Below are 22113 nucleotides of genomic sequence, written 5' to 3' on the forward strand. Positions count from 1 at the left end.
GACATGCCGACCGGTCTCATGGTCGCCCTGATCGCGCGGCTTGCTGATCACCTCCCGATTCATCGGGTCGTTCGAGGAGCTAGCCGTTCTCGAACCTTGCCCAGCGCGGACCAGGGCGACCAGGTGGGGTGGGGTGACCGCGCCAGCGGGCTTGTGCGGACTCGATGAGCTTGAAGGCCATGGCGATGAACCACCTTGAGCATGAGCGCACTTTCCCGAACCAGCACGCCAACGCCGGCCCCGATCAGACTTGCTATCGGATTTCAGATCTTCCTCGGGAGGGTGCGTTCCTTGACGCCCTCGCCGAGGGCCATCCACAGGTTCTGATCATTGCTCCAGCATCGATCTAGCATGCCTCTGAGCTGCGGTTATGTACGCTGGTGACAGCCGATGTTGCGGTTGATGCTTGACGCCATTGGCCCAGGCTGGCTCAGCCGATGTGGGGACTGCCACCTTGGAGGTAGTGGTTGATCCTGAGCCGCATGGAGCGGTGCATGCTGTAGTTGCTGACCTCGTGCCGAGGTACCCAGCGCACTTCCCTCGACTCCGTACTCGGCGTTGGCTGGCCACTAACGGCCCGGGCCGTGAGGACCAGGGAGAACTCCTGCCGGACCTCGTCGTTGCTCGTGTAGTGGATGACGTGGCCGGGGTCGCTGTGGGTACCGATCAGGCCCGTGATCTCACAGGGGATCCCGGCCTCTTCGAGAGTCTCCCTGATGGCTGCCTGAGGGATGGATTCGCCGAGGTCGATGGCTCCGCCGGGTAGGGCCCAGTTGTCGTTGTCGGAGCGGCGGATGAGCAACAGCTCGCCGACCTCATTGGTGACCACGACGTTCACGGACGGGACGAGGCTGTTCGCGGCAGGCGCGCTCGGGTCGTTGTAGTAGTCGATCCGCTTGCTCACGCCCGGATCCTACGCTGCCGAGGGCCTGTCGTTGAGGGCATCGGCGGCCTTGGTCTATTCGGCTTCGGTGTCGGCCTTCACGAAGCTGCCCAGGTTGGGGACGGTGTAGACCTTGCCGGCGCCCCTGAGGCGAAGGTACTCGGCCCCGGTACCGCCAGAACGATCCCCTCTTCGAAGCTGGGATCGCCCAACGCGACTGGCGCTCATTGCTGGCTTCCTGGTGTGCGCAGGCATCGGCATCTGGTCGAGTTCATGGGGCACCAAGGGCTCCCCACCTCAAACGACGGTCGCCTCGATGCGGACGCCTCGCCCAATCGTTTCCCAGCGGACCGTGGTGCTCGCCGTGCCATCGACGTCCCCGTCCGTGCCTCGAACGCCGCCACCCTCGGCGAGGACCAGACAAAGTCCCAAGGTGTCGAAGAACAAGGCGATATCGTCGGCGAACCGTCATCGACCAGCGACTTCCAACGTGCCGCGTCCGCCTCAGCGTCGTGGGACCGTCCAGGTCCTGCGCAGGAATTCAACGACTCGCGCTGATCGTGTGAAAGAGCCCAGGCGTATTGATCGGCAAGATGAGGGCAAGAAGCGACAGGGATCGTTGATCGGCGCGAAGTGCGACGAGCTCTTTCCGCCTTCTCTTCCTGAATTCCGCATCCGTAACCGCGCATGCCATCTGGTCTTTGGATAGACGTCTTCACCGGCTGACGAAGGTCGGGGTCAGTGCGTGCGCCAGACGCCTCTTCCAGTCGTGCGCGTGGCCCTGGACCTGCGGATACTCGACCTGGAACTCATCCCAGTCCACGTCCCAGCTCCGAATCATGTCCAGGCCGAACCCCGCCGTCTCCCGCTCGCCCAGCGCCTCCTGCAGAACCTGCCGGAGCAGCTCATAGGGCAGCGTGACGCGCTCGGCCAGCAGTACGGCGTCGTAAAGGTCCTTGCCCTGAGCCCATATGTCGGAGGCCAGCCAGAGGACCTTCCAGGCCAGAGACAGCTCGGGGGTGGCGGCCTGGACGAGGGTTGGCTCGCCGCCACCCGCCCGCGGGATCAGCGCCGTGACAGGCGGGACCGGCAGCCGTTCGTTGAAGACGAAGTCGAGCTGAACGGTCCCGGACGGCAGGCCTGCGGCGTGCCAGGTGAACACCAGACGCTGCCCCGGAACGCGATCGTAGGTCCAGATGTCATCGACGCGGATGCCGGTGGCGTCGAGGGTCACCGTGCCGGACGCGTCGGGATTGTCCGCCACGGCGCCGATGAGTCCCTTGAACATCTCCGCCGTGAACGAGCTCTCGAGTTCGACGTCATGCGGCACCACCACCCAGTCGAGGTCGCCCGGATCCCGGGCTTCGGCCCCGATCCACGCCTCCAGCAGCAGGCTGCCGCGCAGCACGAGGTTCTCGGACCAGGGCGAGTGCGCGACGATGTCGACCAGGTGGTCGATCGCCTCCCGCCGCGCCCGCCGCCAGCGCCGCCCGGTCTCCTCGTCCTCGAAGACCGGCTCTCCAGCACGGAAGGCATAGGTGAACTGCTTCAGCGCCGGATCGAAGATCCGCGGCTGGCGGACGCCGTCACCGCGCGTGAGAGGCATGTACGTCACCGGAACGTCAGGTGATTGCTTCGCCGGCATGTCGTACCGGTCGGACACGGGCTGCTGCTTCTTCTGCTTCCGTCGCGACGTCATCGTTCCTCGATCCAGCCGTTGTCGATGCCGGGGTTGTCGTCGTGTACCACGAACTCCTGCTCGGCCTCGAGCACCGCGAAGCCGGCCGCGCTCAACTCCGACAGAAGCGCGTCGAACCGCCGTCTTGCCTCGGGCAGGCCGACGTTCCTGCAGCGCTGCGTCACGAACCGCTCGTGGGAGCCGTCGCCACGCAGCCGCCTGGCGTTCCGTGACACGTGCGCCGAATGGCGTGCGGCGATCGTGGCCAGCGCCGCCGGGTCGTCGCGGACCGACACCTTGGCGTGGTGCTCGAAATAGCACGCGGCCAGCGCGGCCGCCGCCTCTGCGCTCGCCGGCACGTCATCGTTCCACGGCGCGGCCTCGATCTTGACCCGGACGACGTCGAAGCCGTCGTCACGCAGCCGCGCCATGCTGATCGCGGCGGCGGCCCGCTGGCTGGCCAGGGTGCCGCGGCCGGTGAAGGTGAGCATGGGCTGGGAGGGGACCTCGCCGCGGGCGAGCATGATGTGGGTGAGTTTTCCGCCGTTGCGGGCCGCCCAGGGGGCCAGGCGCTCGAATGCGGTGTCGGCCGCGACGGTCACATGGATGTCGAAGACACCTGCGAACTCCAGGCCGGATGGCGATCGGTTCCCCGTGACCGCACATCGTTCCATCGGACGGCGCCCGGTTCGACCGGGTTTTCTCCTCGGTTAGTGCAGGACCGACGTGTACGTAGCATCATCAGGAGCGAAAGCGATCAGCGCTTGGCGATTCCTTAGGTCGTGGGTCTGACGTCCCGGGCAGACGCACCGAAGTTGTGTTTGGCATGGATGACTTCGCCCGAACAGTAGTAGCGGCCCAGGCGAGACCAAGATGCACGCCTTCGGCCAGAGGTCTTCCATTGCCGATCTCCCAGAGAAGGCCGGCGGCGAAGGCGTCGCCTGCTCCGGTGGCGTCTACTGCGTCTGTTGGGATGGCCGGGTAGTGGTCGCTCTTGCCCGGTGAGTAGACGGTGACGCCTTTGGCGCCTTCGGTCACGATGGCGGTGGCTTCCTCAGGGATCTCGGAGAAGTCGTTACGGGATCCGATCAGGTAGCGCATGGCGGGGGTGGTGCCCGGCGGGACGCTGGTGACCAGCGCTCCTGCGGCTGCCATGGCTTGGGCTGCGGCGGTGAAGGAGTGGTGCCAGGCGGCGAAATAGATGATGTCTTCTGGCGCCACGGCGTCGATCGGGATCGTGATGGTGTTCAGCAGGTCGGCGTGGATGCCGATGATGGTCCGTTCGCCGTTGGGTTCGATGAGCAGAACTACGGAGGACGTGTGCCCCGGCAGCACCTGCACGTGATCGACGTCGACCCCGGCGGCAGTGAGCGTCTTCGTCATGTTCTGGCCTGCGGCATCGGCCCCCACGTAGCCGACCATGTGGACACGGGCCCCGGCCTGGCTCAGTGCGACGGCGACATTGGCGCCGGTTCCGCCTGGACGCTCGGCGCTTTCGCCGGCTTGGACGAAGTGACCGCTGGCGGGGATGCGGTCCACGTACAGGGCGAGGTCCCAGGCGATGGGGCCGGTGATCCAGAAGTCACGCATACGCCGCCCGTCGCATGGCCCACAGCCCTTCGGCAAGCGCGTCCAGCCCTGCCGGGAGAGCGACTTGTGGTGCCCAGGGGATGTCCGCCGAGTCCTGGCGGCAACTCAGGATGCCTCCGATGATTGCAGCCACGGTGTCAGTGTCCCCACCAAGGCTGACCGCATACCGCATTGCCTAGACCGGTTCGTCGTGAAGGTGGAGTACATGCAGGATCGCGCCCAATGTGTCCATGACATCCAGCGACACTCCGCTCGAATCGGGCACCCATCCTGCAGTGAAGGGGACGTTGAAGTGGTCGAGTTCTTCTCGGGCGACGGAGATCAAGTCCTCGGCAGTGCAGGCCTCGAACGCCCACGATCCCATAGCGGCCACAGCGCAGGCGGTGGCTATGGCCTTCGGGTCAGCATGGGTCGTTTTCGTCATTCGTATGGCCAGCTCACGGCGGCGTTCGGCATCGGTGGCGGGCAGGGCCCAGCCGATGGGGAACACGCGCATCATGGCGCCGTTGGTCGCTCCGCCATCGGCGACCAGTGACCCGGTTGCCTCAAAGCGCGCCACCGCTCTCCGAGTGGTGGGGCCGGCTCCCCGCATGGTCGGCAGCGCCGCAGCGAGGGCGGTGAGAAACGCCGCCTCTGAGCCGCCCGTGTCGATCAGATTCCGGGCGAGCAAGATGAGCTGTTCGGTGTCGTCTGACGTGCTGCCGAGCGGCCAGCCCTCTCGCGTGGTGAGGGTGTCGGAGAGACGAATGTCCTGGGGAGGCTTGCCCTCCCAGGGGACGCCGAGCGCGTCGCCGCAGCAGAAACCGGTGAGCCCGTTGAGGAGGCGGACCGCAGATGGGATCGCCTGGTCGGGGAACAACTGGGCGAGGACACCGAAGCCACCCCGCTCGATGGCGCGCCGTCCGCGGTCAGCGTAGCGGACGCGTTCGCGACCTTGCGCCAGGCGGGCCAGTGAAAGGCAGGCGGAGGCCACGTCATAGGGAGTGCCGTGGTGCTCGAACTCTTTCAGGGCCTGGATGGTCAGTTGCCACGCGCCGATATGGTCGCCGTTGGCCTGGCGTACGTCGGCTTCGCTGTGGGTGACCTTCGCCGCGAGCAGGCCGTCGCCGAGATCTCGGGCTGCGCGTCCGGCCTGGGCGAGAGTCTGAGCGGCTTGTTGCACTAGGCCGAGACCGCATTGGGCCTTGCCCAGCCCGTGGAGGGACTGAGCGATTCCGCGGGCATCTTCTGACGCTTTACGGATGTCGAGGGCCTTGTTCTGGCTGTCCAACGCGATCTGCCAGGCGCCGGTGGCCTCGGCGACCAGCGCTGCGTCCTGCAGCAGGCCGGCGTACAGGGCCTGGTCGCGCAGGTGGGTGGGACGGGCAGCCACATCCTGCAGCGCCTGGCTGATGAGTGTGTCGGCACGATCGACGTTGCCGGAGAAGTATTCGATCTCGCCGAGAAGTTTGAGCCAGGGCGCCTGATCGGTCGTGGCGTTCATGCCCTCGGTGGCGTGCTGGCGTCCTTCCGCGAAGTGCCCTCGATACAGCTCGATCTCGGCCAACCGGAACAGGAAGCCTTCCCGAGCGTCCCCTTCAGTGAGCGCCAACGCCGCTTGGGCGAGATTGTCGGCCTTGGCGAAGTCGCCTCTGCAGAAGGCCACTTCGGCGCGGAGCAGCTCGGCGTGTGCTGACCGGTGAGGTAGCCCGTCCAGCAGGGCTTCGGCCTGGCTCCATCGGCCGAGTCCGAGGTAGGCGCGGGCCACGCGGTACAGGCAGCGGCCTTTGTCCTCGTCGCGGTCGATGCGGAGGTCGCTGAGCAGGCTTGCGAGGGCGCGGCATCGGTCGAAGCGGCCTGTGGCCAGGCTGCGATCCATGAGCGTGACCCAGGCCGTGACGCCTCGGGCGGTGTCGAGCTGGCTCAGGTGGTAGGCGGCCTCCAGCTCGGCGGTGAACTCCTGACGCCTGCTGTAGTGCCGGGCCAGTACCTCATGGGATCGGCGCACCTCCGCCAGGCGGACGTGTTGGAGTGACCGGCGCAGGATGTTGTGCATGGTGTACGCGCCGGATCCGCTGGCCGTACCTCCCCGTAGCGGCGAGATGAAGGAGAAGGCCGTCACTTTGCTGAAGGCGCTGCGATCGCACGGGAAGTCCAGCGCCTGGCCGAGGTGGTGGAAGGTCTCGGCGGTGAAGGCGCGGCAGGCACTCACGGCCAGGATGCCGTACTCGGCTTCGGCAGGCGTTCACTGCAGCAACCTGCGAGCCAAGTCCCGTTCCTTGTCCACCAACGTGGCGAAGTCGGCAGGATCCAGACGGGACCCGGCGGCCAGCGCCACGTCGGCGCACAAGCCCAGGAAGTAGGGGTGCACCTCATCGGGAGCGGTGGAGGCGTAGTTCACCAGCGCTGCCTGCATGGCTGGATCGGTAATGCCGGCCAGGGTGAGGTACTGCGTCGCATCCGCGGTGGTCAGGTGGCCGACCAGCCGATGGTCGATGTAGCGCTCCGGGATGGGGAAGACGGGCGCGGATGGCCATGGTGGACGGGTGCGGCCTGCCACGATGGCGATGATCCCGGCTCCTAGATCGAGGTGGCCGAGCAGGCAGCGTAGCCACTCATCGCGCATCAGCTTGTCAGCGTGGATCAGGCTGTCGGCATCCCCGATGGCCTCGCCGAAGAACGCCTCGTGGGTGTCGAAGAGCAACACGATCCGCGCATGGTCACCGGCAGCGTCGTTGAGATCCTTGGCGAACAGTCGCGGCAGCTCATGCAGGAGGTCCGGCTCAGGCACCAGGGCCAAGATGTTTGCCGCGTCCTGCTGGGAGGGACGGCGTTGCATCCGCCGGCGGGTGAAGGCCTTGTCCATGCGCGTGTTGAGCATCTGGAACAGTTGCTGCCCCACGCGTAGAACCGGCAGGGCCAGCACGGCATCGGCGATGTCCAACGCGATGTTGACCTCGCCGCGAGGGAACAGCTCGGGCACTCGATGTGCGATGTCGAAGCCGAGCTTGTGGAGGTAGGTGATGGCGGCGAAGTCGAAGCGTGGCGTGGCGATCCCGTGCAGGGCGAGTTGGCGTTTGAGCATGAACAACGCCGAGAACGCCTCCTGCGGACGATTCTCGCCCGCCGGCCTGGCTCCGAAGTCGATCCTGGCCACTGGCACCTGCCGACCGTGCTCGGCCAGCCGCTCCAGCAGTTCGGGGTCTGGGGCGTCGCGAACGTTCTCCCACCGGTCGGTACGCAGGCAGCAGTGCTTCTCCAGATGACGCAGCAGCAGGGACTTGCCGTTACCACCCAGTCCGTGCAGGTAGAGGATCCGCTCTGGTGGTGGGTCCTCGTTGAGAAGTGTGACGACATGCCGGGTCAGCTCGAAGCGGTTCGCGAACAGATCGAGCGAGCGGTCATGTGCCACTACAGATCGGGTTTCTCCCTCCTGAAAGATTGGCACAGTCAGCTCGATATGTGTGTGAGTCGCATGTGGTATCCCGTCCCGGGTAGACGAGCATCTCAACGGGGTTGTACGGCCCAGGCTGTTCGTCACGACCGATGTGGTGTGAAGCCGTCTCGATCGGCTTTACACCGGGCGTCGACCCGCTTCCCCCCACTTGGAAATGGGCCTCCTGTTCTACAGCTCCGCAGCGCCGAACATCTGCAATTGTAGATCTTGCGCATTCTCCCTCAGGGAGGCATGCGGAGAGTGCTATTGATCAACGTGTCATGACCGCCAAATGCGCCGACTCATGACTGATCTCCTGTAGAAGCCTGCCAGAGCGGACGTGCTCGGCTGCGCAGTTTTGGGGTCCCGGACACGCGCCCTCGTCCACGTATCTGTGGATGGATCATGCGCATTGGTAATACCTCGACATGCCAGACATTCGGCGTTCTTAGCCTCTTGCGTAGCGCAAGCCGTATACCGCGACAGGTGGGAGCGCATGGCCCCTCCCGAAGAAGCCCAGCTGATGCTGGTGACGATCGCGCGATTAGCCGAAGAGCAGGGAAACGCCTTGGAACAGACGTTCCGGCTCTTCGGCGACGGCGCACTGCTCGGACCCGGCGCCACGCGAATGCACGAGGGATTGACCGAGCGGCACGCGATCGTACGGCAGGCGTTTCTCCGCGCCTTCGACGCGGTCGAGCAGATCGCGACGGCCGAGGGACACCTGCCCAAGGTTGACGCTCCGCACCTTCGCCCGCCTCCGGCGGCTCTTCCGCCGCCGCCCGGCGGATATGTCGGTGGTTCTCCCGCTCTCATGCAGGCGTTGGACGCCGAATTCGGCCGTGTGGGAAGGGACTGGCAGGAGGCGGGCCATCAGCTTTCCGCCGTGCTGTCCCGGCTGGGCCTAGCCACCACCTCGGGTCAGGCCGTCACCATGGCCGGGAGTTGGATCCTCGACCAGCGGACCGACCTTCAGCGACGCCGCGCCGAACTCCTGAAGACCCCGTCCCAGCCGGTCATGGAGGGCACGCAGACAGCGTCGGGCACCGCCGGCGGGGCGCCACCCGCACCCATCCTCGGGTGGATCCCCACCCTCCTCGATCTACGGGGCCAAGTCAGCTCTCCCGTCGAAGAATTCACCGAGCAAGCGACCTCTTTCATCAACAAGGGAATCGCATGGTACGGCGACTTCTGGGCCGGCAATGTGGAGCGGCTCAGCGTGAAACTGGGCCAGCCGCAGATCGGCAAGGCCGCTCAGCAATACGTCGACACGGTGGCCGCGCCGTTCGTCCAGGGTGCGAACGAGGGCGCCTGGGGGCTGCTCAAGGGCGCGTGGAACTGGTCGCAGCTCGGCTTGATCACCGATCCGCTCGGCTATCTGAACCGTCTGCGCGGGGTCGGAGAGACGACCGTATTCGCTACGCAGCAGCCGGTCGAGTTCGGCAAGGCCCTCATCGATCTGGAAACTCTGCAGAAGGATCCGGCCCGCTGGTTCGGCCGTCTGCTTCCTGACGTCATCCTCTCCGTTGTCACTGCCGGGACGGGTAGCGGAGTCACCGCCGCCAACCGGCTCCGCAAGGGCTTCGATGACGGCAGCCGCCGCCAGGGACCAACAATTCCCGGGCTGCCTGTGAAGTCGCCATTCCAGGATCCGAATATCACGCGCCATGGCGGCAACGCTACGCAGCAGGAGTTCGACGCAAGGTTCTCTGACCTCAAGGGTGTGAACCCCCAGTTCTCTTCGCAAGCATGGGAATACACGAATAATTGCCAGAGCTGCGTGGTGGTCGTAGACCAGGTTCTATCGGGATCGGCGCCGATATCCGCAGTCCCGCACCACCCCACGCATCCGTTCAACTGGCCCAACAGCGTGACGGACAGCGTTGGCGGAGGAAGGTCGTTCCGCCCGGTCAAGGACTATGACGAAATAGTTGCAGAGTTGCTCAGGGCTGGAGACGGCGCGCGTGGGATCATCCACGGCATGCGCGTTGATCCACAAACGGGCCTGCCTCGGGCAGGCCACGTCTTCAATGTGGTGAACCGTGGCGGCAAGATATACTTCGTCGACGGCCAGACCGGCACCTGGGCAAGGCCCGAGCAGTTCGCTCAGCTGGAATTCCTCCGCACGAACTGATCAGGAGGGTGAATTGGAAATCGAGCAGGCCAAAGTGCTCGCCGAGCGGTATCTGGCGCGCTTCTCAACCGCCGAGGAGCCGTTGGCTTTTTATGACGACGAGTCCGTGGACGACCTAGGATGGTGTTTCGTTTTCCCATGGAACACAGTCCGATACATTGAGACGCGTGATATCTCTCACGTCCGCGGCCCGGGATATGGCCCGATCGTCGTGGTCAAGGACAGCGGCGATACGTGGATGATGGGCGGCTTTGCGCCAGAAGACGAACAGCTCTCCGCCTATGCCGCAAAACACGGCATATCTCCCGGCCCGAACCTTTGACCCCGAAGGGACGACAGCTACGGACACCCTATGGCTGTTCGGCCGTTTCGGTGTAGCTCTGTAGCCGATCGCGGAACACCTGGTGGGCGTGGTTGAAGCGCGCCTGTGCATCAGGGGCACCTTGTGTGATGTCCCACAGCGCTTCGTTGGCGTCCGAGACCGCGTCCTGGACGGGTTCCACCCTTGCAGTGATCGCTTCCGCTTTCGAGGAGGACCAGTCTGGCGCATCGGGCCAGCGGATCGTAGGCATCCCGCAGAGCGGTACATAAGTTCTGAGGCTTCTTCCGCCGCTCGTCCGGTTGCGTCAGCTGCATGTAGACGTCACCGAGCCTGTAGTAGAGCTCGCCTCTGATGTGGGCCTGCTCCAGGAATTCGAGGTAGGCCGTGCGACGTGCCTCGCGAATCTGAGCGTGACGCTGAGCTTTGGCCGACGCTTCGGCTTGGATTCGTGCTGTACGGGCGTTCCCCAGGCTGGTCACCCATCCTGCGCGCCGCCTGCTGTGCGACGGTGAAAACACAGGGCGCCATCATGGCAAAGATCGCGCTGCGCAACGACAGGTAGACGACCTGTGACGAAAATGAGAATTACCACTTCAGCGTGCACTTATAGCCATACTTATCGGCCAATACTTCGCGAGCGTTACGGGGTTGCGTGTTTTTTTCGCGTGATTTTTTTCACATTGCACAGCGATCTTGAATAAAGGTAAAGAATAGTTCGCTATTGTCATTCAACTAAAGTAGAGAGGTGTTAGCCTCAATTCGTCAGCGGGCTGTGTTGCGTGAGTGGCTCCGCAGTTTGCCCGTAATGTCCCCGAGGCGGTTGGGGTGGGCCGTCGCATGTCGCTGCGGGGGCGCCGGGTTCCACGGGCCCGGGGCTGGGCTCCTTCCTGATCGTTGCGGCGAGGTCCGGCCCTCAGGCGAGGGCGGGCAGGTCGGTGAGGCGCTGCCAGGCCAGGACGAACGCCTGGGCCCAGGGCCAGGTGCGTTCGATCCGCAGGTAGCGACGCCGGGCGTGGGCGCTCAGGCGGGCGGGCAGGTGGTAGAGCCGGTAGCGCATGGTGTCCGGTTCGGCGCGCTCAAGGCCGTCTTGATCGTGTAGAGCGAGTAGGCGTACCCAGCAGTCCAGATCGTGGCCGAGGTTGGCGGCCACGATCCAGCCTTGGTTGACGGTCCAGTCCTGGCTGGGCAGGTTGCGCAGGCCCATCGCCTTGCCGGCGCGCACCCGGTCTTCGACCACCGCGTGTGCGCGGGCCAGAGCGTCCAGCCACTGCGGATGGTGGGAGCCGGCGATGCCCCACATACGGCCGATGTTGGTGGCGATGATCGAGTACTTCCAGCCGGTGCGGGTCTCGAATGCGGTGAGGTTCTTGCGATGGCGGGCCGAGGGGCGGACCCGGCGTACCAGCAGCCGCATGCCCTCCGGCCAGCCGTTGCGCTGGTTCAGGCCGGTCAGCTCCGCCACGTGATAGCCCTGCTGGAGGCCGCCGTTCTGATCAAGGGAGTCGGCCCAGGCGGTGGCGGGCAGGCGGGCGATCGCCTGCTCGTCGAGTGTGGTGATGGTCCAGCCGACCAGGTAGCGCACGGTGCGGCGGGTGGTGTTCAACCCTTCCAGATGGGTCAGCAGGTCATGGGTGGCGCCCGCGCCGTCCACTCGGACGAGGATCTTGGCCCGGCAGGAGTTCGGGATCTGAGCCAGGGCCTCGCTCAGCACGCGCAGGTGGTCGGCGACGGTGTTACTGCCCGCGTTGCCCTCACGTAGCAGCATCGCCAGCGATTCTTGGGTGTTGGCGCACCAGCAGGCCAGCGGGTGAAAGCCATAGGTCTTCTTGAACGTGACGGCCGCCCCGTGCTTGTCGGAGACCGAGGTGATGATGGTGGCGTCGATGTCTATGACGATCCAGCCCAGCAGCCGTTTGCCGGCCACCTTCAGCCAGGGAAAGCCGCCGGGGCGCAGGTGCAGCAGCTGCCAGACCTGGCCTCGTACCCTTGCCCGGGCCTTGGCGATGCGGGCCAGCATCGGCTCGTCCAGGCTGGCCAGCGCACGGCGGGTGGTGGAGTCCGACGGCGCCACTCCGAACAGCGCCGCCTGGTGGGCTTGCAGTCGCTCGGCCTCTAGCAGGCTCCGCGCGCCGCACACGATCGCTGCGGCCAGGCTGACCAGCACGTGCGCGCGATCGCGCCAGGTTGCACTCTGTCCGTCGGGCCACAGGCCGCCGAGTGCCTCGGTCAGCCCCACCCGGTCAGCGATCTTGTGCAACAGCACCGCGCCCGCGTGACCGACCAGTCCCTTTCCATCGGCGGCAACAGACAACCGCCGGTCCCACCCGGTACGCTCACTCACCAGAAAGGTGCACCTGCTTCTGCAGTGGATATGGCTTCGACACCCGAATCCTTGCAGTTCAGGGGCACCTTTTCTCATGTTCTAGAGGACAGCTACCGCCTCGGTTGAATACCTGGGGTTAGTGGACAAGTTAGTTGACGCGGCGAGACGGGATTGGCCGCCTCGCCGACACCTCGCGATGGCGACGGTGCTCACGGTGGCAGCATCGCTGCTGGTAGCAGGTGTTTCAGGTGCGGCGAAGGCCGACCCGGAGCCAGCCCCAACTCTGCCTTCTCCTTCCGTAACCACCTTTCCGCGGCCCGAAGATCCTGACGCCCCGCTACGTGCGGCCATCGAGGAAGCGAAGAAGCAGGACAAAGCGGTGCCCGTCGAGGCGGCGTTCACCGAGACGTCGCGGGTTTGGGCTTATCCCGACGGGCATCTGACCACGCACTCTTATGGCGGTCCGGCTCAGTCGAAGCAGGCCGACGGCTCCTGGGCATGGCTGGACCCTACGCTCGTCGAGCAGGACGGAGTGCTCAGGCCCAAGCTGGCCAAGGCGAATGTGGAATTCTCACTCGGCGGTGACAAGCCGTTCGTCTCCATGGAGCACGCCAAAGGGCAGCGGTTCGCCCTGTCGTGGCCCACCCATTTGCCGCGTCCGGAAGTCAACGGCAATGTCGCCCGATACGTCGACGCAGCGGGCAAGGGCGCGGATCTGGTGGTGACCGCGTTGCCCACCGGGTTCCGGCACGACGTCGTGCTGCGTGAGCGGCCCACCGGTCCTCTAGAGTTCCGGATGCCGGTGCAGGCAGAGGGGCTCACGCTCAAGGTGACCAAGTCGGGTGGCCTTACGCTCACTGCTGGCAAGCGAACGCTGGCCTCCGCCCCGCCTCCTGTGATGTGGGACGCGGCTGCCAGCAAGCCGACCGCCGAGCACTTGGGACGTCAGACGAAGATCAAAACGTCGGTCGAGACCAGCAAGGGCTCGCCCCTGCTGGTGCTGAAGCCGGATGCGGCCTGGCTGGCTGACCCGGCCACGCGATACCCGGTGACTGTGGATCCCACCACCACGCTCGGGATCACTCAAGAGGTCGGGATCCGATCGCCCAACGCCCAGATCAGCCCCGGATACGTCGGACGACGCAACTACCAGACCTGCAATCCCTATCCGACCTGCACTAGAAAGGAGGACAACAGCCGGGCGTTGATGGCCTTTGACACCGCGACCATCACCGGCCGCCAGGTCGTTAAGGCCACCATGCAGCTGATGTTGCGTACCGATGTCACATCCTGCAGCGAGTTCCAGGGCATCAGCGCCCACCGGATCACTCAGTCCTGGGTGGCCGACGACACCTCCTGGAGCAACCAGCCCACCACCACCGCCGAGGGACGCTCCTCCATCGACCCCTGCTCCCTGCCCGGCACCGCAGGCTCCGTGTGGAGCTGGGACCTCACCCCGATGGCCCAGGCATGGGCCTCGGGGACGCAGAATCACGGCTTGATGCTCCGGCTGTCCCAGGAGAGTCCAGTGCCCCAGGATCTGTGGGAGGATTTCTCCTTCTGGGCGCAGCTGTGGGGCCAGAACGTGCCTAAGTTGAGCGTGGACTGGGTGCTGCCGCCGGAGATCCCCACCGTAACCGCCGAGTCGATCGACTCGATGGTGGGCAATGACGCCATCGCGCGAAGCACCAACGTGAAGGTGAGCTACAAGTCCAGCGTGCCCGAGGCGACGCCGCTGAACTACACGGTGACCGTCAACGACTCCACCATGGCGCCTCCGGCCACCCAGCTACCCGTGGGTGAGCAGGCGTACTGGAAGCTGGATGAGACCTCCGGCGCCACCGCCGCCGACTCCTCCGGCAAGAACTTCCCGGCCACCCTGACCGGGTCCTACACCCGGATTCCGGGGCAGCTCGGTCAGGCGGTGAAGTTCACCGACGGTGCGTACGCCGCCACCACCGGTCCGGTCATCAACACCAACCAGAGCTTTACCGCGACCGCCTGGGTGCGCCTGGACAACAGCACCACCGAGCAGGCAGTGCTGTCCCAGATGGGCGTCCACCTGCCCGGCTTCACGCTGTCCTACCGCACCTCCTCAGCGCCCGAGTACGACCAGCGCTGGCTGCTGTCCATGATCAAAGAGGACCGGGCAGACCGCATCTACGAAACCGTCGTGCAGTCCAAGGACCTGGCGAAGATCAACGAGTGGACGCATGTGGCCGCCCAGTACGACCACGCCGCCGGCAAGATCCGGCTGTATGTGGACGGCATTCTGGCCGGCGAACGCGACCACACCGCCACCTGGAACGCCCGGGGTGTCTTCGAGATCGGCCAGGGGCGCGCCCTGGCCGGGGATCTGGACGGTGCGGTGGACGATGTGCACGTCTACCAGCGGGTCCTTACCGCCCAGGACATCCGCGCCCTCGTCGGTGTGCCCGGCACCACCACGCACAACAACATCCCCTCCGGCCAGGTGCTGGATAAGGTGTTCACGCTGGACAACCCGGCCAGCTTCAAATTCGTCGTCAAAGCCTGCCGCACCGGCGTAATCCCGCCGTCCTGCAACGAAAGCCCGGCCTACCGGATCACTTCCGATGCGCCGATGCTCCCGACGGACACCGAGACCGGCATGGCTGAACCTTCTCAGCCGATTCTGTCCGGCATGGTCAACCGCCCCTCCGGCGGCCCGGTGACCACGAAGTACTACCTGTACGACAGCAACGGCACGCCCGTCGGCGCCGCACCGCTCGGCACGCGCAGCGTCAACGGCGGTGAGCGCGCTTCCTTCCAGATCCCCGCCAACACCGTCCAGCCCGGCACCACGTACAAGTGGCAGATGGTGGCCTGCGCCGTCGGGCAGGCCGGCGAGACCACGCCTCCGGACCCGACACCAACTCCCACACCAACCCCCACACCCACGCCGCTACCGGAGGGACTTGTCGCGGCCTACGGCATGGAAGAGGGCAGCGGGACCAGCATCGGCGACGCCTCCGGCAAGGCCGGCACCGGCACGACGGCCGACACCACCTGGGTCACGGGCAAGCACGGCAAGGCACTGTCCTTCAACGGCAGCACGAGCACGGTTACGATCCCCCACAGCAGCGTGCTCCGGCTCACCACAGGCATGACCCTCTCCGCTTGGGTCAACCCCACCACCGTGAGCAGCTGGCGAACCGTGGCGATGAAGGGCCATACCGCCGGATCCGCGTACGGTCTGTACGCCTCCAACGGAACGGTGCCATCGGCCTGGCTGCTCAAGCCCGACGCCACCGGTCACCAGACGGTCAACGGCACCACTGCCCTGCCGGTGACCGTCTGGAGTCACCTCGCCGTCACCTATGACGGCAGCATCGCCAAGCTGTACGTCAACGGCACTCAGACCGGACAACTCACAATGACCGGCAGCCTGGTCGACGACGGCGGCGCGCTCCGGATCGGCAGCAACGCCAAGTGGGGCGAGTACTTCAACGGCGCGATCGATGAAGTACGCGTCTACAACCGCGCCCAAAGCGCCGCCGAAATCACCACCGACATGAACACCCCACTCGGCGGAACGACAGCCGCGGCTACCGCGCAGCGAGGGCCGGTCAGTGGCGCTACCTCAGACGAATTTGTCGAGGAAGTTTGCACTTCCAAGACCGCTGCGGTTTCCTTCACGACCCCTGGCACACCTCCGCCGCCGCCCACTGGGGATGTCCGGCACCTGACACTGGGCAAAGACAGCTTCGTCATCAAGACGGCCAAGACCGACCCCACCGCCTGCGGCGGGTCACCATGTACAGTAACCGATGACTCGATGATACGGATCGGCGGTAGCGGTGCCGACAAGACCGCCGCGATGATCGGATTCAGGCTGGACGAACTTCCAGACGACGCTTTACCGGTCGAGGCACTGCTGGATCTCGGCACACCAACGTGTTCCGGCGGTTCGTGTCCTCAGGACACGCCGATAACGATCACGCGTCTGGACTCGTCGGTCACCACTGAGACCACGATCGGCACTGTCGTCGAGACCACGAACGATGCCTCAAAGTATTCCGTGACCATCGCTCAGCCCAAGGTTGACATCGTCGGAGATCAGTACTCATGGCTGTTGGTGAAGACCGACAATCCGACAACGGTCACATTTGCGGAGCCGACCGCTTCGACGCCGCCTAGCCTGAAGATTGGCTACACGCCCGCTGGTCCGCCGAGTAAGGTCCAAGATCTCTCCGGTCAGCCCGGTGATGGGGGAGTCATCGTCTCTTGGGCCATCCCGTCCAGCACCGGTTCTCTCGCGCTGCTGGAGGGCTACGAGGTAGAGGCGGTCTCGTCGACGGGCGAGAGCGTGCGCTCCGTCCAGACAACGATGCCCTCGGCTACTATCACCGGCTTGACGAATGGTGAGACTTACACGATCAAAGTCGCTGCGAAGACGCGTTTCGGCAGAGGAGAGTGGGAAAGCATCTCGCTGACTCCACGGGCTCTGCCGGCTCCCCCCGCAGAATGCGAATCAGCGGTCAGCCAGGGGTCTCTCAAAGTGACGGTGCAGGAATACTATTTGCGACAGAGCGGCGTCGTGGAAGGCACCTATCCGGATGTCTGGTCAAGCAGCGTGAGCACGGCGAACACACAAAACCAATCGGACGGCTTGGATCCGCGGAGCCCGGTCACCGCGAAGTTGTCGCTTACCAACCCCATTCTGGTTGAAGAGAAGGAAGGTCTGGAGAAGAGCAACACAGAGCGGACCGGCACGTCCGTTTCTCTCAGTAATACGCTTGCGTATACGTCGCCGGACGGAAGTCCCACACTTCGGGCTACCTTCAGTCGAAGTTGGACCGACGTCACGACGGATAAAGACGGCAATCAACTGTCGAAGCCGAGTGAGTTGACCGACACCTTGGACTATTCCTTCACGGACTGCGGCCACATTAGGCATATATCCGTGGTCGTCGACGTCGACGTTAGTGACATGGACATGATCCTCGAAGGCCCGGGGCCGGACGGGTGCGGAAGCACCCCCGCACTCGCACAAGGCGTGGCCGCGGCAGCGTCGGCGCAGAGTTTGTGCGGTAAGGGCAAGAACGGCGACACCGTTTTCGGCTACAGGGTCAACTGCGACTTCGGGCAGGACATCTGCCGTATCGACACTTACGGCAAGCAGAACGTTATGTCTGGTATGAGCTTCGAATCGGGCGGAGTCCTGCGCTGGTCGGGGGTGCACAATTACACGCTGGGTGGCCCGACAAGCGTGCGGGTCGAAGAACTTCAGGGCTGGAGTCATGTCAAGATGACGTCGGCCTTCAAAGCCGCGAACAAGAATCTAGTGAAGAACATCAAGGTTAAACTCGCCAGCACCGCAAAATTCTCAATGACGGTGGGAAGCATTAGCCTCGACACGGGAGTGGGTGGAGCCGGATTCAGTAAGACAAACGACTCGGCTTCTTACTCAGTAGACGGCGAAGCAGGAAACCTGTGGGTGCAAATACCGGTTCCCGGCAAGATCAGGCCGTTCACAGTGGACTGTGAGGGAATACTCGGTCTATGCTGGTTCGACAGCATCCGACACATAATGAATGTCACTGTACAATTCCCGATGAAGGGAGGGCCGCTGGCCTCCGACCCGATGAACCTGCAGAGTTGCTGGGTGAGGGCATCGACGAAGTACTTCTAAGCATGTAGGAGCCCGCCGGTGGCCTCGCAGGCCACCGGCGGCTTCGCGATTGGGAAAGGTATATCCAGTGAAGCTCACTGATCGCACAACACGGCGTGTCCGTGCTCTCATGCTGTTGCAATCCGCCATTGCACTGGTCGGTCTCGCGGTCAAGATCGGCCTGATTGTCAGTGGATATACAGTCGATCGGGAGATGAGCGTACTGCCGCCCCTGTCGATCTTCGTTTTAGCGAGCGGCTTTCTGCCGGCCATCCTGAGCTTCGTCGTCACACGGCGGATCCGATGGGGGGCGGGTGTTGTCATTGGCGTTGAGGTGATTGTATCGGCCTATTCGCTCCTTGTGAGCTTGAATAGACTAAATGTCTTCTTGATGGTGAATTTAGTCATAGCCGTATTAGTGGTGATTCTGTTAGTGCGCCGCTCTGGTGGCGATGTGACGCGGATACCTGCTGGTTAAATGGGAAAGTGAGCGAGAACTTTAAGGGAGGCCAGCTTTGCTGAAGGTTCAGAACGACAACCGTATTCTCACCGTAGTCCTTTCTACGTCGCGGTTGTCGTCATCTGAGCAGACCTCGGTGGCATCGAGAACATGACCTCCCTCCCCCGGCGTCCGGTGCCGAGAGCGCTTGCAGGTTGCCGGCGTGCTGGTGGGCCTTGCCTGAGTACCAGGCGTCGATGGGTTCGCCCTTGACGCTGACGGTCTGCTCGGCGCAGCGGTCGATGGAGATCAGGGTGCCATCGAGAATCACGTACGCCAGCCCCTCAGCGTGTGCGCGCTCGATGGCTTGGGACAGATCCGGCGCTTGAGCTGCGAGAACCTCGATTCCCTCGTGGATGTAGCGGTAGGCGGTGGCCCGGGAGACGCGGTGATCACGGCCGAGCTTGGGAACGTCATGCTCACCGCGGAACCAGCGCACCACCATGACCGCCTGCCGGAACGGGCTCAAGACCCGGCTGCCTTTCGGGGTGCCACGCAGGCGGCGTTCTTCGTGCAGGAGGCGGGCGACGTACTGAACGAGTGCGCGGGAGACGTCGAGCGTGGCACGATGAGCAATCACGTGGAGCCTTCCGGCCGGTTGAGCGTCTTGTGGTGAGAGCTCTTTTACCGGGGGCTCCATGCCTGTTTCCGGCCTTCGGCGACTCCTCCCGAAAGGCCCGGAACGTCGGCAACGACGTCCAAGAAATCCCAATCGTCCGAACAATTTCGCTGAGATCACCTCAATGGCTTGGTGGTTGGAGGTGTCGTCATTGCCGGCGTGCACACGGGCGTCGTCGGGGTAGTGGTCCAGCTGGCGGCGTACGAGCCGCCCCTGTCCAGCCAAGAGTGGGAGGAGGCCGAGGAGGTCACTGTGACCTCGACGACGGGCAGTCTCCTCGTGCGCGGCATGATGGCCGGCTCGTCGTCGGATCTGCCTAACCTGGCTCATCGCGGGGTGGGTCGCTACTCTTTGCGGGTCTAGGCCAGAGGCCGAAGCCATGGCCGAGACGCGACCGAAGAGCCTCTGGAGCGATTCCTGTTCACGGTGTGGCCGCTGTATGAGTCACCGGCTGCAGCAGAGGAGATGGCCCGAAAGCCAGGACAGGCCGCCTTAGCCGCCGGCCCAGAAGGCGAGATCGGCTACCGCGCGCAGGGGCGCGACCAATGGCCAGTTCCCCCTCCGGACGTGCTGGTCGGCCGGATCAGAGTGCGTGAAGGACGCGTCGTGATCTGCAATCTCAACCGGCAGCCGACCGGCTTGCCCGAAACTGAGGGAGGGCGGATGGATGGCCACGGCACCCGACGTGATCGTGATCATCTCCGCTGTCGCAGATGGCATCGCCGACATGCGGGTGAACTTCAGCTTCGAGGCGCCTCGGATGCCCGCTAAGAGCCGGCAGGCGTCCCAGGATGCCAATTCGTCACTACCACCGGCATTATGCAGCTGCCTGACTTCATCGCCATCGACGACGACCCGACCCCCTATCTCAACCTCGCCTACCAGGGCGCGGGCCGCTACGGCGTTCGGGTGCACGGCCGCTCCCACCGCCTGTCGCCGACGATGGTCGCCAGGGAGCGCGGCGAAAGCTACATGCTGGCCGTCTGGCCCATCGACACGGCCGGGACCGGTGGCGGCAACTGACATGGCTGCGCGGTGGGGCGACGTGATCCCTGCACTGCCTCCGCCGCGCACTCCCGGGCGGGGTGCGGCCTGCGGCTCTGCCGAATCGAAGCTCTCGCCGCTGGTCCAGCAGATACCCGCGAGTAGGAAATGCGTCCAAGATCATCCCGTATGTATCCCGTGATCAAGGTCCTACGGCTGCATACGGGTGCCCTCGGGGCATGGCAAGCAAAAGACCTGCGGCAGAGAAACCGCAGGTCAGAGGGCAAATAGCCTGGTGGAGATGAGTGCCCCCGGCAGGATTCGAACCTGCGGCACCCGCTTCAGTACAGCGGGTTCGCCCGGAAGGCTTCGAGCAGGTGAGCCCGCACCCTGGCCACGGCGGGCCTGGCCTGGGCACCTGAGCGGACGGCCAGGTATCCGGTGTTGATCGGCGGCTCCTCCGGGTCGGCCAGAGTGACCAGGGTGCCCGCGTCCAGGTCGCGGCGGCACAGGTACGCGGGCAGGACCGAGACCCCCATGCCGGCCCGGACCGCGCTGAGCACGCCGCGCAGGTCCGGGATGACGACCTGGGCCGCCATCGCCGGCCGCCTGCCGTACACGGTCCGCCAGTAGCGGCGCACGATGGGCAGGTCCTCCGCATAGGCCACCAGCGGGACGCCGGCCTTGGCGTCCCTCCACGTGGCGGCCAGCGGCGGCGCGGCGACCAGGAGGAACTCCTCGTCGTACACCGGGTCGGCCTGCACGCCGCGCACCCGGGGCCGGATCGTGGACAGCACCAGGTCCAGCCGCCCGGCCGCCAGGTCCGCCAGCAGGTCGTCGGTCAGGCCGAGCGTCGTACGCAGCCGCAGCCCGTCCTCGACCAGCGGCGCGAGCATCGGCATCACCACCTCGCACAGGAACTCGGCCGGCCCGCCCAGATGCACGGCCTCGTCCGAGGGCAGCTCCGACTCCACCACCTCGTCCAGTGCGTCGAGTGCGGCCGCCACCCGGCGGGCCAGCTCGTCGGCGGCCGGCGTGGGGGCGACGCCGCGCGGCAACCGGTCGAACAGCGGCCGGTCCAGCGCCGACTCCAGGGTCTTGACCTGCGCGGTCACCGCCGGTTGCGACAGGCCGAGCGTTTGCGCCGCGGCCGTGAGGGAGCCGGTCCTGTGCACCGCGAGGAAGGTCCGGAGCAGGTCCAGCGAGACAGGCGACATATCACTATTCTGATGGCTCGGGGGATGTTTGGTTATTTGTCGCTGATGGCAGGCGCAGGCCATGCTGTCAGGCATGAGCAAGCGCATTCTCATCGCACTGACCAGCCACGACGACCTCGGCGGGGTGGAGAAGACCGGATACTACGTGCCCGAGGCGGCCCACCCTTGGGAGATCTTCCGCCAGGCCGGGTACGAGGTGGACGTCGCCAGCGTGCGCGGTGGCGAGCCGCCCCAGGACGGCTTCGACCCGGACGACCCCGCCCAGGTGGCCTTCCTCGCCTCGCCGGAGTCCCGCGACACCGCGCGCCTGGCCGACGTCGACGCCTCCCGCTACGACGCCGTGCTCTACGCCGGCGGCCACGGCACCATGTGGGACTTCCCCGGCGATCCCGGCGTCCTCCGCGTCGGCAGGGAGGTGTACGAGCGGGGCGGCGTGGTGGCCGCCGTCTGCCACGGTCCTGCCGCGCTGGTGAACCTCACGCTGTCCGACGGGTCGTACCTGGTGGCGGGCAAGCGGGTGGCGGCCTTCACCAACGAGGAGGAGGAGCTGCGCGGCGTGGCGCAGGTGGTGCCGTTCCTGCTGGCGGACGAGCTGGTGGACCGGGGCGCCAAGCACGAGCCTGGCCCGAACTGGCAGGCCCAGGTCGTCGTGGACGACCGGCTCGTCACCGGCCAGAACCCCGCCAGCGCCGCCCCTCTCGCCGAGAGGGTCCTCGAGCTCCTCGCCGAACGGTGGGCGTGAGCTGAACAAACACCGCCGGATGGCGGTTGTGAGCACCGGGTGAGGGCTCGGACCATCGAGGAGTGACGCCCCGCG

The 22113-nt window shown here is 65.3% G+C and carries 17 protein-coding genes and 2 pseudogenes; 7 read left to right on the top strand and 12 right to left on the bottom strand.

Annotation, left to right across the window (positions count from 1 at the left end):
- Positions 1 to 430: 430 nt before the first annotated feature.
- The 7 genes from EDD27_RS00960 to EDD27_RS00990 form a co-directional block, all read right to left on the bottom strand.
- On the bottom strand, positions 431 to 904 hold the full coding sequence (locus tag EDD27_RS00960; RefSeq protein ID WP_127930623.1) for an NUDIX hydrolase: 474 nt from the start codon (positions 902 to 904) through the stop codon (positions 431 to 433).
- Positions 905 to 1598: 694 nt separating this feature from the next.
- A complete protein-coding gene (locus tag EDD27_RS00970) occupies positions 1599 to 2582 on the bottom strand; it encodes a nucleotidyl transferase AbiEii/AbiGii toxin family protein (protein WP_127930624.1) in 984 nt (327 codons plus the stop codon).
- A complete protein-coding gene (locus EDD27_RS00975) occupies positions 2579 to 3163 on the bottom strand; it encodes a hypothetical protein (protein WP_241563789.1) in 585 nt (194 codons plus the stop codon). The genes EDD27_RS00970 and EDD27_RS00975 overlap by 4 nt, the downstream gene beginning before the upstream one ends.
- A 139-nt stretch (positions 3164 to 3302) precedes the next feature.
- The gene (locus EDD27_RS00980) at positions 3303 to 4151 is read right to left on the bottom strand and encodes a carbohydrate kinase family protein (RefSeq protein ID WP_127930625.1); all 849 of its coding nucleotides are present in this window, start codon (positions 4149 to 4151) and stop codon (positions 3303 to 3305) included.
- Positions 4144 to 4323 (bottom strand): ADP-ribosylglycohydrolase family protein, encoded by a 180-nt coding sequence (locus EDD27_RS58515; RefSeq protein ID WP_421914541.1) that lies wholly within the window; start codon positions 4321 to 4323, stop codon positions 4144 to 4146. Before EDD27_RS58515 ends, EDD27_RS00980 begins: the two co-directional genes overlap by 8 nt.
- A 3-nt stretch (positions 4324 to 4326) precedes the next feature.
- Positions 4327 to 6186 carry an ADP-ribosylglycohydrolase family protein gene (locus EDD27_RS00985; protein ID WP_127930626.1) on the bottom strand — a complete coding sequence of 620 codons (1860 nt, stop codon included), beginning with the start codon at positions 6184 to 6186 and terminating at the stop codon, positions 4327 to 4329.
- 189 nt (positions 6187 to 6375) lie between these two features.
- Positions 6376 to 7542, bottom strand: a complete 1167-nt coding sequence (locus tag EDD27_RS00990; protein ID WP_127930627.1) for a hypothetical protein — start codon at positions 7540 to 7542, stop codon at positions 6376 to 6378.
- Positions 7543 to 8089: 547 nt separating this feature from the next.
- On the opposite strand from EDD27_RS00990, the gene EDD27_RS00995 reads away from it, so the two are divergent.
- Both EDD27_RS00995 and EDD27_RS01000 read left to right on the top strand, forming a co-directional pair.
- Positions 8090 to 9700, top strand: coding sequence for a toxin glutamine deamidase domain-containing protein (locus EDD27_RS00995; protein ID WP_164903414.1), 1611 nt, complete (start codon positions 8090 to 8092; stop codon positions 9698 to 9700).
- A gap of 13 nt (positions 9701 to 9713) precedes the next feature.
- A complete protein-coding gene (locus EDD27_RS01000; RefSeq protein WP_164903415.1) occupies positions 9714 to 10022 on the top strand; it encodes a YrhB domain-containing protein in 309 nt (102 codons plus the stop codon).
- A gap of 28 nt (positions 10023 to 10050) precedes the next feature.
- Here EDD27_RS01000 and EDD27_RS01005 read toward each other — a convergent pair whose 3' ends face one another.
- A complete protein-coding gene (locus tag EDD27_RS01005) occupies positions 10051 to 10272 on the bottom strand; it encodes a hypothetical protein (RefSeq protein WP_127930630.1) in 222 nt (73 codons plus the stop codon).
- A 663-nt stretch (positions 10273 to 10935) separates the two neighbouring features.
- Positions 10936 to 12363 (bottom strand): IS1380 family transposase, encoded by a 1428-nt coding sequence (locus EDD27_RS01010; protein WP_241563790.1) that lies wholly within the window; start codon positions 12361 to 12363, stop codon positions 10936 to 10938.
- Between the two features lie 178 nt (positions 12364 to 12541).
- Between EDD27_RS01010 and EDD27_RS01015 the strand changes: the two genes are divergently transcribed.
- On the top strand, positions 12542 to 17998 hold the full coding sequence (locus tag EDD27_RS01015) for a LamG-like jellyroll fold domain-containing protein (RefSeq protein WP_127930631.1): 5457 nt from the start codon (positions 12542 to 12544) through the stop codon (positions 17996 to 17998).
- A 67-nt stretch (positions 17999 to 18065) separates the two neighbouring features.
- A complete protein-coding gene (locus tag EDD27_RS01020) occupies positions 18066 to 18455 on the top strand; it encodes a hypothetical protein (protein WP_127930632.1) in 390 nt (129 codons plus the stop codon).
- A gap of 100 nt (positions 18456 to 18555) precedes the next feature.
- Here EDD27_RS01020 and EDD27_RS53820 read toward each other — a convergent pair whose 3' ends face one another.
- Positions 18556 to 19056, bottom strand: coding sequence for a transposase family protein (locus EDD27_RS53820; protein ID WP_164903416.1), 501 nt, complete (start codon positions 19054 to 19056; stop codon positions 18556 to 18558).
- Between the two features lie 168 nt (positions 19057 to 19224).
- Between EDD27_RS53820 and EDD27_RS01030 the strand changes: the two genes are divergently transcribed.
- Both EDD27_RS01030 and EDD27_RS01035 read left to right on the top strand, forming a co-directional pair.
- Complete coding sequence (locus tag EDD27_RS01030) at positions 19225 to 19458, top strand: hypothetical protein (RefSeq protein ID WP_127930634.1); 234 nt, start codon at positions 19225 to 19227, stop codon at positions 19456 to 19458.
- A gap of 456 nt (positions 19459 to 19914) precedes the next feature.
- Positions 19915 to 20118, top strand: coding sequence for a hypothetical protein (locus tag EDD27_RS01035; RefSeq protein ID WP_127930635.1), 204 nt, complete (start codon positions 19915 to 19917; stop codon positions 20116 to 20118).
- Between the two features lie 267 nt (positions 20119 to 20385).
- Here the strand turns inward: EDD27_RS01035 and EDD27_RS53825 are convergent.
- Together EDD27_RS53825 and EDD27_RS01040 are read right to left on the bottom strand one after the other, a co-directional pair.
- Positions 20386 to 20484: pseudogene (locus EDD27_RS53825) on the bottom strand.
- A gap of 17 nt (positions 20485 to 20501) precedes the next feature.
- A pseudogene (locus EDD27_RS01040) lies at positions 20502 to 21389 on the bottom strand (LysR family transcriptional regulator); the annotation flags it as partial.
- On the opposite strand from EDD27_RS01040, the gene EDD27_RS01045 reads away from it, so the two are divergent.
- A complete protein-coding gene (locus EDD27_RS01045) occupies positions 21370 to 22038 on the top strand; it encodes a type 1 glutamine amidotransferase domain-containing protein (RefSeq protein WP_241563791.1) in 669 nt (222 codons plus the stop codon). The pseudogene EDD27_RS01040 and the gene EDD27_RS01045 sit on opposite strands and share 20 nt — an antisense overlap.
- Positions 22039 to 22113 lie beyond the last annotated feature (75 nt).

Source organism: Nonomuraea polychroma (assembly GCF_004011505.1).
GTDB classification, from domain to species: Bacteria; Actinomycetota; Actinomycetes; order Streptosporangiales; family Streptosporangiaceae; genus Nonomuraea; species Nonomuraea polychroma.